The 17,966-nt window shown below is 66.8% G+C and carries 15 protein-coding genes; 3 read left to right on the forward strand and 12 right to left on the reverse strand.

Translation table 11 applies throughout. The annotated features are described in order from the left end of the window. Positions 1-94 precede the first annotated feature (94 nt). From LPA45_RS11060 to LPA45_RS11075, 4 genes are read right to left on the reverse strand one after another with little or no spacing between them, the layout of a single operon-like run. Positions 95-1,762, reverse strand: coding sequence for an ABC transporter ATP-binding protein (locus LPA45_RS11060; protein ID WP_376790604.1), 1,668 nt, complete (start codon positions 1,760-1,762; stop codon positions 95-97). Continuing rightward, positions 1,759-2,895: an ABC transporter permease gene (locus LPA45_RS11065; protein WP_116322026.1), complete on the reverse strand. Its 1,137-nt coding sequence runs from the start codon at positions 2,893-2,895 to the stop codon at positions 1,759-1,761. Before LPA45_RS11065 ends, LPA45_RS11060 begins: the two co-directional genes overlap by 4 nt. Beyond that, entirely contained in the window at positions 2,892-3,941 is a 1,050-nt protein-coding gene (locus tag LPA45_RS11070; RefSeq protein WP_116322025.1) for a microcin C ABC transporter permease YejB, read from the reverse strand. The genes LPA45_RS11065 and LPA45_RS11070 overlap by 4 nt, the downstream gene beginning before the upstream one ends. A gap of 40 nt (positions 3,942-3,981) precedes the next feature. Further along, the gene (locus tag LPA45_RS11075) at positions 3,982-5,880 is read right to left on the reverse strand and encodes an extracellular solute-binding protein (RefSeq protein ID WP_317922120.1); all 1,899 of its coding nucleotides are present in this window, start codon (positions 5,878-5,880) and stop codon (positions 3,982-3,984) included. 211 nt (positions 5,881-6,091) lie between these two features. Here LPA45_RS11075 and fabI point away from each other — a divergent pair, with 211 nt between their 5' ends. Continuing rightward, the gene (gene fabI, locus LPA45_RS11080) at positions 6,092-6,877 is read left to right on the forward strand and encodes an enoyl-ACP reductase FabI (protein WP_116322023.1); all 786 of its coding nucleotides are present in this window, start codon (positions 6,092-6,094) and stop codon (positions 6,875-6,877) included. A gap of 107 nt (positions 6,878-6,984) precedes the next feature. Here fabI and LPA45_RS11085 read toward each other — a convergent pair whose 3' ends face one another. Continuing rightward, complete coding sequence (locus tag LPA45_RS11085; RefSeq protein WP_116322022.1) at positions 6,985-8,268, reverse strand: MFS transporter; 1,284 nt, start codon at positions 8,266-8,268, stop codon at positions 6,985-6,987. A 158-nt stretch (positions 8,269-8,426) separates the two neighbouring features. Continuing rightward, positions 8,427-9,527, reverse strand: coding sequence for an NADH:flavin oxidoreductase/NADH oxidase (locus LPA45_RS11090; protein ID WP_116322021.1), 1,101 nt, complete (start codon positions 9,525-9,527; stop codon positions 8,427-8,429). Between the two features lie 99 nt (positions 9,528-9,626). Between LPA45_RS11090 and LPA45_RS11095 the strand changes: the two genes are divergently transcribed. Both LPA45_RS11095 and LPA45_RS11100 read left to right on the forward strand, forming a co-directional pair. Next, positions 9,627-10,499: a LysR family transcriptional regulator gene (locus LPA45_RS11095; RefSeq protein ID WP_317922115.1), complete on the forward strand. Its 873-nt coding sequence runs from the start codon at positions 9,627-9,629 to the stop codon at positions 10,497-10,499. Between the two features lie 182 nt (positions 10,500-10,681). Next, positions 10,682-11,581 (forward strand): GntR family transcriptional regulator, encoded by a 900-nt coding sequence (locus LPA45_RS11100; RefSeq protein ID WP_317922114.1) that lies wholly within the window; start codon positions 10,682-10,684, stop codon positions 11,579-11,581. Between the two features lie 108 nt (positions 11,582-11,689). Here the strand turns inward: LPA45_RS11100 and LPA45_RS11105 are convergent, their stop codons facing one another. The 6 genes from LPA45_RS11105 to LPA45_RS11130 form a co-directional block, all read right to left on the reverse strand. Beyond that, positions 11,690-13,081 (reverse strand): aldehyde dehydrogenase family protein, encoded by a 1,392-nt coding sequence (locus tag LPA45_RS11105; protein WP_116322018.1) that lies wholly within the window; start codon positions 13,079-13,081, stop codon positions 11,690-11,692. A gap of 71 nt (positions 13,082-13,152) precedes the next feature. Then, positions 13,153-13,455 (reverse strand): putative quinol monooxygenase, encoded by a 303-nt coding sequence (locus tag LPA45_RS11110; RefSeq protein ID WP_116322017.1) that lies wholly within the window; start codon positions 13,453-13,455, stop codon positions 13,153-13,155. Positions 13,456-13,480: 25 nt separating this feature from the next. Beyond that, on the reverse strand, positions 13,481-14,536 hold the full coding sequence (locus LPA45_RS11115) for an Ldh family oxidoreductase (RefSeq protein ID WP_317922110.1): 1,056 nt from the start codon (positions 14,534-14,536) through the stop codon (positions 13,481-13,483). 55 nt (positions 14,537-14,591) lie between these two features. After that, positions 14,592-16,058, reverse strand: coding sequence for a CitMHS family transporter (locus tag LPA45_RS11120; protein WP_317922109.1), 1,467 nt, complete (start codon positions 16,056-16,058; stop codon positions 14,592-14,594). A gap of 242 nt (positions 16,059-16,300) precedes the next feature. Continuing rightward, entirely contained in the window at positions 16,301-16,720 is a 420-nt protein-coding gene (locus LPA45_RS11125) for a cupin domain-containing protein (protein ID WP_116322014.1), read from the reverse strand. Positions 16,721-16,958: 238 nt separating this feature from the next. Next, positions 16,959-17,930: a tripartite tricarboxylate transporter substrate binding protein gene (locus tag LPA45_RS11130; RefSeq protein ID WP_317922108.1), complete on the reverse strand. Its 972-nt coding sequence runs from the start codon at positions 17,928-17,930 to the stop codon at positions 16,959-16,961. Positions 17,931-17,966 lie beyond the last annotated feature (36 nt).

Consider the following 17,966-nt stretch of genomic DNA (forward strand, 5'->3'; position numbering starts at 1 on the left):
TATAGGCCGAATTTCGCATCTTGTTTATCGGATTGCGCATATGAAAACGCCGCCAGTCCGGCGGCGTGAAAAGCAATGCTGCAAGGCAGCCTGGTCAGGCGGCACCAACCTGCGCCGCTGCCATCAGCTTGCGGGTATAGGGATGCTGCGGCGCACCGAGCACCGCCTCGGTTTCCCCGGTCTCGACCACCTCCCCCGCCTTCATCACGATCACCCGGTGCGCCATGGCGCGGATCACCGCCAGGTCGTGGCTGATAAAGAGGTAGCTGAGGTTGTACTTGTGCTGAAGCTGGGACAGCAGCGCCAGCACCTGCTGCTGGATCGAGACGTCAAGCGCCGAGGTCGGCTCGTCCAGCACCAGCACCTGGGGCTTGAGGATCAGCACCCGGGCGATCGCGATGCGCTGGCGCTGCCCGCCGGAGAACTCGTGCGGATAGCGCCCCAGCGCGGTGCGGTCCAGCCCCACTTCGCGCAGGGCGTCGATCACGCGCTCGCGCGTGGCCTCGCGCGACAGGCCGGCCTGGTGCAGCGCCAGGCCTTCGCCGACGATCTGCTCGATGGTCATTCGCGGCGACAAGGAGCCGAACGGATCCTGGAACACTACCTGCATGCGCGAGCGCAGCTGGCAGCGATCCTTGCGCGTGGCGCCGTCGAAGCTGCGGCCGAGGAAATGGATGGTGCCCGCGCCCTTGCGCTGCAGCGCCAGCACGGTATGCGCCAGCGTGGTCTTGCCCGAGCCGGATTCGCCGACGATGCCGATGGTCTCGCCCTCGCGCAGCTGGAAGTCGACATCCTTGACCGCCGCGAACTGGTCCTTGCCGAACCAGCCAGCCACGCCGCGGCGCTTGCGCGCGTAATTGACGCTGAGGTTGTGCGCCTCCAGCAGCACCGGCGCCAGCGGCACCAGCGGCAACACCTCGCGCTTGGGGCGGCTGTCGATCAGCTTGCGCGTGTACGGGTGCTGGGGCGCGGCAAACACCTTGGCAGTCTCGCCGGTCTCGACCAGCACGCCCTTCTCCATCACGCCCACGCGCTGGGCAAAGGAACGCACCAAGTTCAGGTCGTGGGTGATCAGCATCACCGCCATGCCGAACTCTGCCTGCAGGTCGCGCAGCAAGTCCATGATCTGGGCGCGGATGGTCACGTCCAGCGCCGTGGTGGGCTCGTCGGCGAGCAGCAGCTTGGGCCGGCACGCCAGCGCCATGGCAATCATGGCGCGCTGGCGCTGGCCGCCCGAAAGCTGGTGCGGGAAGCTGTCGAAACGGTGCGCGGCGTCGCTGATGCCGGTGCGCTCCAGCAGCGCGATGGCACGGTCGCGCGCGGCGCGGCGGTCCAGGCCTTCGTGCAGCGCCAGCGTTTCGACGATCTGGTTGCCGATGGTGTACAGCGGGTTCAGCGCCGTCATCGGTTCCTGGAAGATCATCGCGATCTCGGCGCCGCGGATCCCCCGCATTTCGCGGTCGGAGACGTCGAGCAGGTTCTTGCCTTCGAAGCGGATCGCGCCGTCGTAGTAAGCGTCTTCCACCAGCCGCAGCATGGCCAGCGCGGTCACGGTCTTGCCCGAGCCGGATTCGCCGACCAGCGCGTAGCGCTCGCCGGCGCGCAGGTCGAAGCTGACCTCGCGCACCGCGCGGGTGGCATGATCGCCATGGCCGAAGGTGACGGACAGCTTGTCCACGCACATCAGCGTAGAGCCGGGTGCCGGGGCCGCAGCCTGCGCGGCGCCAGCGTCGGCCTGAAAGACTGGGGACAAGGCGCTCATGGCGTCACCCCCGGTGCCGTCCCCGCCGGCGCGCCGGCCGGGACCTTGGGTTCGACCCGGCCGCGCAGCGCGGCCAGGCCCAGGCGGGTGTCGAAGGCATCGCGCAGCGCATCGCCCATGAAAGTCAGGAGCATCAGCGTCACTACCAGCACGGTGAAGGTCGACAGCGAAATCCACCAGGCGTCGAGGTTGCCCTTGCCTTGCGCCAGCAGCTCGCCCAGGCTGGGCGTGGTCGGCGGCACGCCCAGGCCGAGGAAGTCCAGGCTGGTCAGCGCCAGGATCGCCGCGCTCATGCGGAACGGCAGGAAGGTGATCACCGGGGTCAGGCTGTTGGGCAGGATATGGCGCCACATGATCTGCACGTTGGACAAGCCCAGCGCCCGCGCCGCCTTGACGTAGTCGAGCGAGCGGTTGCGGTAGAACTCGGCGCGCACGTAGTCGGACAGCCCCATCCAGCCGAACAGCGACAGCAGGATGATCAGCAGCGCCAGGCTGGGCTCGAAGATCGACGCGAAGATGATCAGCAGGTACAGCTCCGGCATCGAACTCCAGATCTCGATGGCTCGCTGCGAGAACAGGTCGAAGCGACCGCCGAAGAAGCCCATCAGCGCCCCGGTCAGCGTGCCGATCACCACGCCGATCACGGTCAGTGCCAGGCTGAACAGCACCGACACGCGGAAGCCGTACAGCAGCCGCGCCAGGATGTCGCGGCCGCGGTCATCGGTGCCGAGCCAGTTTTCGGCCGAAGGCGGCGCCGGGTTGGGCTCCTTGGCGAAGTAGTTCAGCGAATCGTACGAATACCGGTTCAGCGGGAACACCGCGAAGTTGCCGTCGGTGGTGATGCGGTCGCGGATAAACGGGTCGAGGTAATCGGCCTGCGTCGGGAAGTCGCCGCCGAAGGTCGTCTCCGGGTAGGTCTTGACGATCGGGAAGTAGTAGTCGCCCTTGTACCGCACCATCAGCGGGCGGTTGCTGGACAACACCTCGGCGCCCAGGCTCAGCACGAAGATGGCGACGAAGATCACCAGGCTCCAGTAGCCGCGGCGGTTGCGCCGGAAGCGCTGCCAGGCGCGCTGGCGCGGCGAGGGCGAATGCGGCAGGCCGTTGGGCACTGCGTGCGAGAACGGTTTCATCGGTGCAGGCCCTCGAAATGGATGCGGGGATCGACCAGCACGTAGCAGACATCGGAAATCAGGCGCGTGACCAGCCCGATCAGCGTGAACAGGTAGAGCGTGCCGAGCACCACCGGGTAGTCGCGCCGCAGCACGGCCTCGTAAGACAGCAGGCCCAGCCCGTCGAGCGAGAACAGCGTCTCGATCAGCAGCGAGCCGGTAAAGAAGGCGCCGATGAAGGCCGCCGGAAAACCGGTGACGAGCGGGATCAGCGCGTTGCGGAACACATGCTTCCACAGCACGCGGCGCTCGCCCAGGCCCTTGGCGCGCGCGGTCAGCACGTACTGCTTGCGGATTTCCTCAAGGAAGGCATTCTTGGTCAGCATGGTCACCACGGCAAAGCTGCCTACCACCGAGGCGGTGATCGGCAGCACCAGGTGCCACAGGTAGTCCATCACCTTGCCCATCAGCGACAACTGCTCCCAGTTGTCCGAGGTGAGCCCGCGCAGCGGGAACCACTGCACGAAGGTGCCGCCGCCGAACAGCACCAGCAGCAGCACGCCCAGCACGAAACCGGGAATCGCATAGCCGATCAGCACGATGATGCTGGTGACCACGTCGAATCGGCTGCCCGCCCGGATCGCCTTGGAGATGCCGAGCGGCACCGATATCAGGTAGGTCAGGAAAAACGTCCACAAACCCAGGCTGACCGACACCGGCAGCTTGGACTTGACCAGCTCCCACACGCTGCGGTGCTGGAAATAACTCTGGCCCAGGTCGAACTGGGCAAAGCGCTTGAGCATCAGGAAGTAGCGCTCCAGCGGCGGCTTGTCGAAGCCGTACAGGGCCTGGATCTCCTTGATCTTCTCGGGGTCGACGCCGCGGCGGCCGCGGTACTCGGCGCCGCCGCCGCTGGCTTCGCCGGCGCCGCCCCGCCCTTTCAGTTCCATCATCATCTGCTCGACCGGTCCGCCCGGCACGAACTGGATGACGACAAAGGTCAGCGTGATGACGCCGATCAGCGTCGGGATCATCAGCAGGATGCGCTTGAGCAGGTAGGCAAGCATCGGCCGGTCCTCATTCTTTAGCTAATCTGCACTGACCGCGTCAGCGCGCTTGCGGCTTGAGGTCCTTGCGCCACCACTGGCTCAGGATCCAGCCTTCGGCCGTGTAGAAATAGGGAAGCCGCTCCGGGTACCCGAGTTCCTTGCGGTAAGACACCCGGTGTGACGCACTGTACCAGTTGGGCACGATGTAGTAGCCGTGCATCAGCACCCGGTCGAGCGCGCGCCCGGCGGTGATCAGCTCCTCGCGGGTGTGGGCATGCAGCACGTTGTCGACCAGCTTGTCGATGACCGGCGACTTCACCCCGAACAGGTTGTCCGAGCCGGGCGTGGTGGCGGCCTCGCTGGCGAAGCGGTCGCGCAGCTCATTGCCGGGGCTCTGCGAGTCGGGGAAGCGGATCGACACCATGTCGAAGTCGAAGTCCTCCAGCCGCTTCTGGTACAGCGCAAAGTCGGTGGTGCGCTGGTGTACCTGGATGCCGAGCTTTTCCAGGTTGCGCACATAGGTGGTGATGACCCGGCTCATGGCGCCGCCGTCGTCCAGGAACTCGAACACCAGCGGTTCGCCCTTGGCGTTGCGCAGCGCGCCGTCGCCGTAGGTCCAGCCGGCCTGCGCCAGCAGGCGCCGGGCCAGGCGCAGGTTGTCGCGCAGCGAGCGGGGCGCCGCGGTGCTGGGCTGCACCACCTCGGGGCCGAAGACCTCGGGCGGCAACTCGGCACGCAGCGGCTCCAGCAGCGCCATCTCGCCAGGGCCGGGCCGGCCGTCGAAGGTGGCGCTGGCGGCCAGCTCGCTGTTGGAGAACCAGCTGTCCAGGCGCTTGTAGGCGCCATAGAACAGCTGCCGGTTCAGCCATTCGAAGTCCAGCGCCAGGATCAGCGCCTGGCGCACCCGCACATCCTGGAACACCGGCTTGCGCATGTTCATCACGAAGCCCTGCATGCCGGCGCCGTTGCGGTGCGGGAATTCGGTCTTGATCAGCTCGCCGTTGCGGAAGCGCGTGCCCTGGTAGCTCTTGGCCCAGTTCTTGGCGCGGTATTCGACGATGGCGTCGAACTCGCCGGCCTTGTAGGCCTCCAGCTTGGCGGTCTCGTCCTTGTACAGCCGGTAGACCACGCGCGAGAAGTTGAAGGTGCCGCGCCGTACCGCCTGGTTCTTGCCCCAGTAGTTGGGATCGCGCTTGAAGATGATGCCGCGGCCGGCGTCGTAGCGCTCGATCAGGTAGGGACCGCTGGTAATGGGCGGCTCGAAGGTCAGCTTGTCGAACGGCACCTTGGCGGTCCACTTCTTCGAGAACACCGGCAACGCGCCGACGATCAGCGGCAACTCGCGGTTGCGCTGCTTGAAGTCGTAGCGCAGCGTGCGCTCGCCGGTCACCACCACCGCCTTCACGTCGGTGCACATGCTGCGATAGCCGGGGCTCGACGCCTTGCTCATCAGCATGTCATAAGAATGTTTGACATCCGATGCCAGCACCGGGTCGCCGTTGGAGAAGCGCGCCTGCGGGCGGATGCGGAACGTGACCGACAGTTCGTCCGGCGCGACCGTGACGTCCTCGGCCAGCAGGCCGTAGGCGCTGGCGGTTTCGTCGGCGCTGCTGACCAGCAGCGACTCGAACATCAGCGCATTGAGCCCGGGCGCAGAGGTGCCCTTCAGCGTGAACGGGTTGAACTTGTCGAAACTGGTGCGCCGGTCCGGATTGGCGAGCGTGAGCGTGCCACCAACCGGGGCGTTGGGATTGACATAATCGAAGTGCGAGAAATTCTCGGTGTACTTCAGGTCCCCGTGCAGCGCAAAGCCATGCGCCGCCATGGCCGGAGATGGGACCAGAGTGGCCAGGGAGCTCCCCGCCGCCAGCATCGTCGCCAGCCCGAACCGCAGTACCGCATCCCGCCGGAAGCACTGCCATGCCGCCTGAAGCGGCCAACGTGCTTGAATAGGCATCCCGTTGGATTCCTCCACTATGACCTCTGGGGTCCCGGCGTTCTGCGGCCGGGCCAAGTATGAGACAATTTTACATGCGTCCGGGGTAGCGCCAGCCATCCGGACATTCCCTCTGCGCGGCGCAATAAAACGGCCGCAGAACAGCCAAGGCACGCGCACGGCCGCACGGCGGACGCAGGAAGCGTGCCTGATACACCACCTTGGAGAACTTATGGGATTTCTGGCAGGTAAGCGGATCCTCATCACGGGCTTGCTCTCGAACCGCTCGATCGCCTATGGCATTGCGTCCGCGTGCAAGCGCGAAGGCGCCGAACTCGCCTTCACCTATGTCGGCGAACGGTTCAAGGACCGGATCAGCGACTTTGCCAAGGAATTCGGCACCGACATGGTGTTCGAGTGCGACGTCGGCAGCGACGAGCAGATCGCCTCGACCTTCGCCGCGCTGGGCCAGCGCTGGGAGAAGTTCGACGGGCTGGTGCACTCGATCGGCTTCGCGCCGCGCGAGGCCATCTCCGGCGATTTCCTCGAGGGCCTGTCGCGCGAAGGCTTCCGCATCGCCCACGACATTTCCGCCTACAGCTTCCCGGCGCTGGCCAAGGCCGCGCTGCCGCTGCTGTCGGACAAGGCCTCGCTGCTGACGCTGACCTACCTGGGCGCCGAGCGCGTGGTCCCCAACTACAACACCATGGGCCTGGCCAAGGCCGCGCTGGAAGCCAGCGTGCGCTACCTGGCTTCGTCGGTCGGCCCGCGCGGCATCCGCGCCAACGGCATCTCGGCCGGCCCGATCAAGACACTGGCCGCCTCCGGCATCAAGGACTTCGGCAAGCTGCTGGGGCACTTCGAGCAGGCCGCCCCGCTGCGCCGCAACGTGACCATCGAAGAAGTCGGCAACGTGGCCGCCTTCCTGCTGTCCGACCTGGCCAGCGGCGTAACCGGTGAGATCACCTACGTCGACGGCGGCTTCAATATCGTCGGCGCGAGCGTCGCGGACGCCTGACGGCAGGACTGCCGGCGCCTGCGCCGGGATCGACAAGGGGCGCCAGCGATGGCGCCCTTTTTTCTTGGCAGGTTTTCCTTTCTCGCGCGTCGGCCGGGAGGCAGAGATCAAGCCGCCGCGGTAGCGCCGCGGCGGTCCATGTCGAGCACCGACCAGGCATAGATCGCCAGGCCGCCCAGCGCCAGCAGCAGGCCAACCCAGCCGGTCGAGGTCCAGCCATAGCCGGCGGCGATGGTCACGCCGCCCAGCCACGCGCCCAGCGCATTGGCCATGTTGAACGCCGAGTGGTTGAGCGCTGCCGCCAGCGCCTGCGCGTCGCCGGCCACGTCCATCAGCCGGATCTGCAGCGCCGGGCCGAGCGCGACCACGGTGCCGATCAACAGCACATTCGCTGCCGCAAGCCACGGATGCGGCGCGGTGAAGGTGAAGGCGCCCAGCACCAGTGCGGTCCACACCAGCACGCCGCCGATGGTCGGCATCAGCGCCTTGTCGGCCAGCCGCGCACCGGCGAGATTGCCCACCACCATGCCGACGCCGAACAGCGCCAGCACCACGGGGATGCCCGCGGCAGGCATGTGCGCCAGTTCTAGCATGGTCGGCTTGATGTAGCTGAACACGGAGAACATGCCGCCAAAACCGATCGCGCCGATACCCAGCGTCAGCCACACCTGCTTGCGCTTGAGCGCCGACAGTTCGCGCAGCGGGCTGGCATGCCGGTCGGCCGGCACAAACGGCACGAAACGCCACACCAGCAGCGCCGTCAGCGCGCCGAGCGCGCCGACGATCACGAAGGCCGATCGCCAGCCCAGCCAGGTGCCGACCGTGGCGGCGATCGGTACGCCGACCAGCGTCGCGGTGGTCAGGCCCAGCATCACCAGCCCCACCGCCTGCGCACGCCGCTCGCGCGGCACCAGCCCGGCGGCGACCAGCGCCGCCACGCCAAAGTACGTGCCGTGCGGGAAGCCGGTCAGCAGCCGCGCCACCAGCATCGACAGGTAGGCCGGCGCCATCGCGCTGGCGAGATTGCCCGCCGCGAACACCGCCATCAGCGCCACCAGCAGGTTGCGCCGCGGCCAGCGCGCGCCCAGCACCGCCAGCAGCGGCGCGCCAATGACCACGCCCAGCGCATAGGCACTGATCAGGTGTCCGGCTTCGGGGATCGAGATAGCGAGGTCGCGCGCGGCATCGGGCAGCAGGCCCATGATGACGAATTCGCCGGTGCCGATGGCGAAGCTGCCGACGCCGAGTGCCAGCAGCGCAAGGCGGCCGGAGCGGGCTGGCGGTTCAGCGGACCTGGCAGGAGAGTGGGACGTGCTCGCATCGCGCGAGACGCCGGAAGGCGGTACGCCGCGGACGGCGTCCGCGGCGGCGTGTGCATGTGGGGCGGCCATGTACAGGATTGCAGAGGGTTCTACGGAATGCCGCCCGCTGCCGGGCGGGTCGATGACCCCGCCTCTGGTGATCCAGCGTGCTCCTGTGCGGCGCGCAAGGCGTTATTGTGAGGCAAAACGCGGAAACGTGCCGGGGCGCCGGCACGTTTGCCATGCGCTCAGGCCTGCAGCTGGTAGCGCTCGAGCCAGTGCGCGTAAGGCGCGGGCAGCACCCACGACGGCTTCTGCACCTGCAGGCGCTGGGCGGCCTGGTAAGGCCAGTGCGGATTGGCCAGCAGCGCGCGGCCGACCATGACGAGGTCCATCTGGCCCGCAGCGACGGCACGGTCGGCCAGCACCGGGTTGTCGATGCCCCACGACGAGGCCACCGGCAGCTTCGCCTCGCTGCGCACGCGCTCGGCGATCGGCGCGAGGAAGGCCGGCCCCCAGGGAATCTTTGCGTCCGGCGTGGAAAAGCCGACGCTGACGTTGAGCAGGTCCAGCCCGCCCTCGCGCATGGCGCGCGCCAGTTCGATCGAATCGGCCAGCGTCTCTTCGTCGTTGCCGTCGAACTCGATCACGCCGAAGCGCGCGGTCAGCGGCAGGTTGGCGGGCCACACTTCGCGCACCGCGGCCAGCGTTTCCAGCAGGAAACGGCTGCGGCCGGCCAGGTCGCCACCATACGCATCGTCGCGCTGGTTGGCATGGCGCGAGAAGAAGCTCTGCGCAAGGTAGCCATGGGCGAAATGCAGTTCAAGCCATTCAAAGCCGGCATCGCGCGCACGGCGTGCCGCGGCGACGAAATCGCGCTGAACGCGCGCAATGTCGTCAAGCGTCATGGCCTTGGGGACCTTGGGCAGGTGCGCGCCGAACGGCACCGCTGACGGCGACAGCGTCTGCCAGCCGCGCGGATCGTCTGCGCCGATATGGTCGTCGCCTTCCCACGGGCGGTTGGCGCTGGCCTTGCGGCCGGCATGCGCGATCTGGATGCCCGGCACCGCGCCGCCGGCCTTGATCGCCGTGGCAATGCGCGCCATGCCGGCTTGCTGCGCATCGTTCCACAACCCGGTGCAGCCGGGGGTGATGCGGCCTTCGGGCGACACGGCAGTCGCTTCGACGATCACCAGGCCGGCGCCGCCACGCGCCAGGCCGGCATAATGCGTCTGGTGCCAGTCATTGACCATGCCGTCGACGGCGCTGTACTGGCACATCGGCGGGATCGCGACGCGGTTGCGCAGCGTGACATCTTTCAGTTCAAACGGGGAAAACAGGGCAGACATGCTGGTTGGGTTCCTGCGTCATTGCATGAGCCCAGATGGTAGGCGCGCGGCGCTATAATGAAAACCACGTACCAGTTATTGAATCAATAAATATTCATTATGGTGAACCCGCAGTGGCTTCGCTCCTTCGTTACCCTTTCTGAACTGGGCAGCTTTACCCGCACCGCCGACCGCCTCGACCTGACCCAGGCCGCCGTCAGCCAGCATGTGCGCCACCTGGAAGGCCAGTTCGGCCCCCTTCTGATCCGCCGCCCGCGCGCCATCGAACTGACCCCGGCCGGCCGCGCCCTGCTCGACTACTGCCGCGAGATGGACAAGGCCGGCGAGCGGCTGAACGCCCGGCTCTCCGATGCCGACAGCACCAACGGCGAGGTCTCGCTGATCACGCCGGGCAGCATCGGCCTGTACCTGTACCCGATCCTGCTGGCCTTCCAGCAGGCCAATCGCGGGCTGATCGTGCGCCATCGCTTCGCGCCCGACCACGAAGTCGTGGAAGCCGTGCTGCAAAATCATTATGAGCTTGGGCTGGTCACGCTGAAGCCAGACGATGCACGGCTCGCGGCGTGCCCGTTTATCGAAGAGCGCCTGGAACTGGTCGTGCCCGCGCACGAAGACGTGCACACCTGGCAGGATCTGGAACGCATTGGCTTTATCGACCACCCCGACGGCAAGGCGATGGCAAGCCGCTTGTTCGGCAGGCGCTTTCCGGGCAATCCTGGCGTGCGCAGCCTGCCCTGCCGTGGCTTCAGCAACCAGGTTGGCCTGATCCTGGAGCCGGTGGCACGCGGGCTGGGCTTCACCGTGATCCACCAATACGCGCGCAAGGCCTTCGCGCATGCGGAGGCGGTCAAGGTGGTCGACTGTGGCCCGCCGGCGGTCGATACGCTCTGGCTGGTCCATCGTGCAGAGTGGCCGCTGTCGCCGCGCGCCGCGCGGGTGCTGGAGCATCTGCGGCAGGAAGTCGCGCACTGACGGCACGCACGCGCGTCGGCCGCCCCAGCGCGGAAGCTGAGCCAGGCCCTGCTCGCCGGCCTGAATGACTCCGCCAACGCCAAGAAATATGCCCGGTGTCGTGGCAAAATGCAGTGCAAACCCACTACGCTGCGTCGGCCGGCTAGCCGCCCACGGCACGGCCCCGCCGCTTTGCCCCGACCATGAACCTGTCCCAACTGCAAGCCCGCGTCGCCCGCGAAATCGTTGCGCTTGCCCGCCTCGACACCCTGCGCGCCGGCGACCACCTTGCCGAAAGCGTGCTGGCGGATCGGATCGGGGTGTCCCGCTCCCCCGTCAACGTCGCCTTACGCTACCTGGTCGAAATGGGCGCCGTGGTCCACGACCACAACCGCGGCTATTTCCTGGCCGAAGATGCGTCAGCGCTGTCGGCGATCGCCGAGGCCTTGTCCGCGGAACCTGACGACCCCCTGTACCTGAAGATTGCCGAGGACCGGCTGAACAAGACGCTGCCGGACCTGGTGAACGAGGCCGACATGATGCGCCAGTACGACGTGTCGCGCAGCGCGTTGCGCAAGGCGCTGTCGCGCATCCAGGAAGAAGGCTGGGTCGAGCGCTCGATCGGGCATGGCTGGACCTTCCTGCCGATGATCGATTCGGCGCAGGCCTATGAAGAATGCTACCTGTACCGCACGGCGCTGGAGCCGACCGGCTTGCTGAGCCCCTGGTTCAAGTCCGATCCGGTCGAACTGGCCTCATTGCGCCGGCAGCAGCGCGCGATCGTGGAGGGCGGCTATAAGTCGATGACGCCGATCGAGCTGTTTGAATCGAACAGCCGCTTCCACGAGATCCTGGCGAAGTGGTCGGGCAACCGCTTCATCATGCAGTCGGTCAAGCGCATGGATTCACTGCGCCGGCTGGTCGAGTACGGCCAAGCCAGGAACCGCAAGCCGCGCCAGGAGCAGGCGATCGAGCATCTCGCCATCCTCGACGCGATCGCCGCGCAAGACATGCTGAAGGCCGCCTCGCTGATGCGCGAGCACCTGGAAGGCGCGCGCCGGCGGAAGGTCCATACCACCAACGTGTTCAAGAGCGCAGCTTAGAGGGCGGCAGGCCGCGGTCCTGATGACGGCGGCCGCCCTGCCCGCGTCGCATTCTTTCGCCACATAACTCATTCCGACCCACCACCTCGGCGGATCGCGAAAGGGGCCTTACTTGGGCGCCACCGCCCAGAAAGTGCGGGCGTTGGTGAACTCGCGGATACCCGCCGCGGCGAGTTCGCGGCCATAGCCGGACTTCTTGGTGCCGCCGAACGGGATGCGGGCATCGGACGCGGTGACGGCGTTGATGAACGCCGCGCCGCTGGTCACGTTGCGGGCCACATTGAGCGCGCGCTCGGCCGAACCCGACCACACGCTCACCGACAGGCCGAATGGCGTGGCATTGGCAAGGCGCGCGGCATCCGCATCGTCACGGGCCACCGCAATGGCGGCCAGCGGGCCGAACGTCTCCTCGTCGAACGCCGCCATGCCGGGCTTCATGCCGCCCAGCACCGTCGGCTCGTAGAAGCTGCCAGCACCGTCGACCGGCTTGCCGCCGGCGAGCAGCACCGCGCCGGCCTCGATCGACTGGCGCACCTGCCGGTCGAGCGCGTCGCGCAGGTCGCCCCGCGCCAGCGGCCCCATCTGCGTCGCCGGCGCGGCCGGGTCGCCTACCACCAGCGCGCGAGCGCCATCGACGAAGCGTCGGGTGAACGCCTCGGCAATCGCTTCCGAGACAATGAATCGCTTGGCGCAGACGCAGCTCTGGCCGGCATTGTGGTAGCGCGCCTTCAGCGCCGCGGCCACAGCGGCGGGCAGGTCGGCGTCGTCCAGCACGATGAAAGCGTCGGAGCCGCCCAGCTCCAGCACTGACTTCTTCGACGCGCGGCCCGCCGCCGCACCCACCGCCGCGCCGGCGCGGTTGGAGCCGGTCAGCGTGACCGCGGCGATGCGGTCGTCGTCGATCAGCCGGTCGATGGTTTGCGGCACATCCGGCTCGGCGATGACCATGGTCGTCACCAGGTGCTTGGGCAACCCCGCATCCAGGAACAGTTGCTCCAGCGCCAGCGCGCAGCCGGTGACATTGGGCGAATGCTTCAGCAGCACGCCATTACCCGCGGTAATCGCCGGGATGGCGAAACGCATGACCTGCCACACCGGGAAATTCCACGGCATCACCGCCAGCACCAGGCCGATCGGCTCGTACGCGACCCAGGCATCGACGCCGTCGATGCTGACCCGCTCGTCGGCCAGGATCCGGTCGGCGTTGTCAGCGTAGTACAGGGCCGTGACGGCGGACTTCTCCATCTCGCCCGCGGCCTCTGCCAGCACCTTGCCCATTTCGGCAGTGACCAGCGCGGCAAACTTGTCGCGCTGGTTGCGCAACTCGGCGGCCAGGCGCCGCACGGCGTCGACGCGCACCGCGAGCGGCTGGCGACCCCATGCCGCCGCCGCGGCATGCCCGGCGGCGACGGCGTCTTCGATCTGCTGCGCCGACCATGCATCGTAGGTCTGCAGCGGGTTTCCGTTGAACGGATTGATGGTGGTGATGGTTCTGGTCATGACGGTCGCTTCCTGCCGTGGATCTTTCGGGGCCAGCGCGCCGGCTTTCGGGCGGCTGGCCAATGCGCCTGCTAGGCGTGATGGAACAGTCGGGTGCACAGGGTATTGACCTGGCTGCCCTTGACGACACATACGCCGGCGGCCTCGCGCCACTTCGCGAAATGCGGTGCGGCGCGATGGGCGTCGATGGCGGCCTCGTCTTCGTACAGCTCGTAGAAGACGAACCGGTGCGGGTTCTTCAGGTCGCGCGTGACATCGAAATACTTGCAGCCGGCTTCGTCGTTGAAGGTGCGCGCGGCGTTCTCTTCGATGGCGGCCAGGAACTGCTCCAGGCGCTCCGGATAGACTTCCAGGGTGACAATGAGTGCGATCATGCAAGGCTCCGAAATCAGGCAATGGTCAGGCAATGGTCGAGGACGGCAGTGCCGCGCCGGTATCGGCGGCGAGCTTTGCCATGCTCTGCCACGTGTTGTCTGCAATGGTGATGCCGGCTTCCCTGAGCTGGCTGGTGCTGCGGTCTTCCAGTTCGCCCGGGAAGAAGATTTCCTGCACGCCTTGCGCGGTCGGCACGTTCTTCACTTCATCGATCAGCGTCTCCATGCGCCGCTCGAACTCCTCGGGCACCATCATCGATTCGATATCGATGGTCAGCAGCAGGTGCCCGCAGCCGCTCTGGCGATTGGCCTCGTACGGCCCGGCCACGTTCGCGCCGAATTGGCTGCCGGTCAGCACGCCGGCCAGCACGTCCATCATGAAGGAGATGACATAGCCCTTGTGCCCCGCCATCGGCAGGATCAGCCCATGGATCGCGTCATTCGCGTCCGTGGTCGGCACGCCGTTCTCATCGGCGGCCCAGCCGTCGGGAATCGGCACGCCACGCTCGGCGGCCAGGTAGATCTTGCCGCGCGCCACCGCCGTGTTGGCGATGTCCATCACGGCAACGCCGCGGCGACCGGCGGGCGCGGCGATCGACCAGGGGTTGGTGCCGATGCTCTTGGCACGGCCGCCCCAAGGCGCCATCGCGGGACTGGCATTGGTGGCGAGCATCGCGACGCACCCTGCCTCGGCGGCCATGCGCGTGAAATACGCCGCCGTGCCAAAGTGGTTGGAATTGCGCACGGCCACGGCGCTGATGCCATGCTGGCGGGCGCGCTCGATGCCCAGCGCCACGGCCTTCGCCGTCAGCACCTGCCCGATCCCGTGGTTGCCGTCGATGACCGCAATCGCGCCGGCATCGACCGCCAGCGAGGTCGCCGCCACCGGCGACATCACGCCGCTGCGCAGGCGTTCCACGTACCAGGGCAGCCGCAGCATGCCGTGCGACGAATGCCCCCAGAGTTCCGCGGCGACCAGGCTGTCCGCAAGCAGGTGCGCATCGGCGGCGGGGACGTGCAGGGATTCCAGCACAGCCGTGCCGAAGCGGGTTAGATCATTTGCCTGAGCGATCTGCGGCATTTCAAGACTCCTAAAGACTTCAGATATCGATGCGTAGTGTCCGTGCGGCGCTGAACTAGACCGCGAAGGCGCCGGTCAGGCCGCCTGCCGCGAGCATCACCAGGCCGACCAGCACCGCACGCCAGATGGTCTTGCGTGCGTGTTCGCCGATCTCGACCTTGGCCAGGCCTGCCAGCAGCAGGAACGAAGCCACCAGCGGGCTCGACTGGTGCAGCGGCTGGCCGACGATCGCGGCGCGCGCCATCTCCTCCGGGGGGATGCCGAAGTGCGATGCGGTCTGCGCCAGGATCGGCAGCACGCCGAAGAAAAAGGCATCGTTGCTGGTAAAGAAGGTCATCGGGATGCTGACCAGCCCCGTCACCAGCGCCATGTGCGGCCCCCACGACTGCGGAATCACGTTGACCAGCCAGCGGGCCATGGCATCGACCATGCCGCTGCCGCTCAGCACGCCGGTCAGGACGGTGGCGGCGAACACCATGCCGACCACGCCGACGATGCTCGATGCGTGCGACTTGATCTGGTCCGACTGTTCGGCGACCTCGGGGAAATTGATGACCAGCGCGATCGCCACGCCAAGCAGGAACACCACCGGCGACGGGATCACGTCGACCACCAGCAGCGTCATCAGCCCGAGCGTGAGCAGTGCGTTCAGCCAGGTCAGGTGCGGCTTGGCATGCGGGCGGTGCAGCACCAGCCCGCCGTCGGAGATCGGCACCGAGAAGTCATCGCCCGTGCCGCCCGTCACCGCCGGCTGCGCGGCATGGCGCTCCAGCGCGATCGACGCGGCACCGCCCGCCCCTGCCATGGCCATGCCGACCGTCGCCCCGCCACCCGCTGCAAGTACCGGCTCGGGGGTAAGCGTGCCTGCCGGGGCGCGTGCCTGCGGTTGCCGCGGGTTCCACGCGACATATCCGATACGCGCCCGCTCCTGGCGGCCCAGCACATACGCCAGCACCAGCAAGGCACCGATCGCCGCGGCAATGGCCGGGATCATCGGCACGAAGATATCGACCGGGTTGAGCTTGAGCGCCGCAGCCGCGCGCGCGGTGGAGCCGCCCCAGGGCACCGTGTTGAGAATCCCGTTCGCGGTCGCCGCGATGAAGGTCAGCACCCATGGGCTCATGCCGAGGCGGAGGTAGATCGGCAGGAACGCGGACGTGACGATGATGAACGTGGTCGACCCGTCGCCGTCCAGCGAAACGATCGTCGTCAGCAGCGCCGTGCCGATGGTCAGCCGCACCGGATCGTGATGCACAAAGCGCAGGATCAGCCGGATCAGCGGGTCGAACATGCCCACGTCGATCATCATGCCGAAATAGATGATTGCGAAGAACAGCAGGCAGGCCGTCGGCGCCGCGGTCTTGATGGACGCGACGATGGCCTTGCCAAGGTCCAGTCCGCCACCGGCGATCAGGCCGAATACGATCGGCACGATGATCAGCGCTGCGACAGGCGTGATCCGCTTTGCCATGATCAGGTACATGAACGTGGCAATCATGCCGAAGCCGAGGAGTACCAGCATTTTCTGTCTCGCGTCGTTGTAATCGGGGCGTGGATGTCGGTCGCCAGGGCGGCTTATCGAACCCCGCCCTCTTGCAGCAAGGCACTGCTGCGCCGACTGCCCGTTTGTCATGAAGCGCAACGCGTTGGACCCTGCTGATGCAGCCGGCCCAGACCTGCGCAATGCCCGTTGGAAACGGGTGGAATGCACGCCTCTCGCGCGTTAAGCCGCGGAAGGCGTGCCGCTTGCTGCGGCGCGATGCCTCAGCGCTTGCCGTGTTCCGCGGCAACGGGGTTGGTTGCCCCGGTTTCCGTCAGCGTCCGCGTTGCATCGACCGTCGCATAGATCCACAGGATCTTCATCGGCCGGGTCGCCGAGACATTGCGGAACCGGTGGTTCACGTTCGGCGGGATGAAGGTGACGTCGTGCGGCTTGAGGGGGTACTCGAGTCCGTCGATGTCCAGGATCGCCTCGCCTTCCATCAGCACGACGCTCTCCTGGCAGTTGTGGCTGTGGAAAGGGATTTCCACGCCAGGATCGAACGAGGTGTAGCCGGTGATAAAGCTGCTGGTGCCGAGTTCGCGTGACACCAGCGGCGTCGTGCGTGCGCCACCGCCACGCTCGTGGACCGGCAGCGTCTCCGGCTTCAGCAGAACGGCGCCTGAAGGGGTCTTGTTGCTCATGCTACATCTCCATGCAAGGGGGTTGGGCGAACCCGACGCGGTGTCGCCCGATGAATCGAGTATAGTTTTTTATGATCATATAATGCAATAAGATCGGCCCGGGCGTAAACCCTTGTTACGAAATTCAAGCTAACAAGAGCAGGATCTCGCGGCACCTCCCCATGGCGGCTTTTTGCACTATGAAGCTATATTGCGCACTTTACTGCGACGATGCCCCGCTCGCGCAAGGATCGCCAGCTCAATCCGCCGAAACGTTTGCGGTCTTCACGACGGTCGACCACCTTGCCGACTCGCCGCGCATGAAGCGCGCAAAATCCTCCGGCGTGCCACCTGACGGCTCGGCGCCCAGCTGCGCCAGCCGTTGCCGGGTGCCCGGCTCTTTCAGGATTTCATTGATCTGCGCATTGAGGAACTGCACGGCCTGCTTCGGGGTGCCAGCCGGCGCCAGCAGGCCGTACCAGGCCGGCGCATCGAACCCCGGCAGGCCAGCCTCGGCGAAGGTCGGCACGTCCGGCAGCTCGGGCAGCCGATGCGTCCCTGTGACAGCGATCGCGCGCAGCTTGCCGCCCTTGAGCTGCGGCAGCGCCGATGCCGCGGTGTCGAACATCATCTGCACCTGGCCGCCGATCAGGTCGGTCACGGCGGGACCGCTGCCCTTGTAAGGCACATGGACCATGTCCGCATGGATCATGCTGCGGAACAGCTCGCCGGCAAGGTGGACCGACGTACCCTTGCCGCCCGAGGCGAAGTTGACCTTGCCGGGGTTCGCCTTGATATGGCGGATCACCCCTTTCAGGTCCTTCTCGGGAAACTCCCTGGTCACCACCAGCACGGTCGGCGACGTCGCGATCTGCACCACCGGGACGAAGTCCTTCTCGATGTCGTAGCGCAGCTTCTTGTAGACGAAGGGATTGATCGACAGCGCAACCTGCCCGAACAGCAGGGTCTGCCCGTCGGGCGTGGACCGTGCCGCAACCTCGTTGCCGATATTGGTGCCGGCGCCCGGCCGGTTGTCGATCACGAACTGCGCCCTGGTGCGGTCCGACAACCGCGTGGCGATATAGCGCGAGACATTGTCGCTGCCGCCTCCGGGCGCAAAGGGAACGATGATACTGACCGGCTTGGACGGGTAACCGTTGGTTGCGCCAGCGCTGCCGATGACCGATACGCTGGCGAGCGCGACCGCCAGCCATGACTTGAACGCGTTCATGCTGTCTCCGTTGTGTTCTATTGGAAGGCGGGCGCA

The sequence above is a fragment of the Cupriavidus sp. Agwp_2 genome (assembly GCF_040784895.1).
Lineage (GTDB): Bacteria > Pseudomonadota > Gammaproteobacteria > Burkholderiales > Burkholderiaceae > Cupriavidus.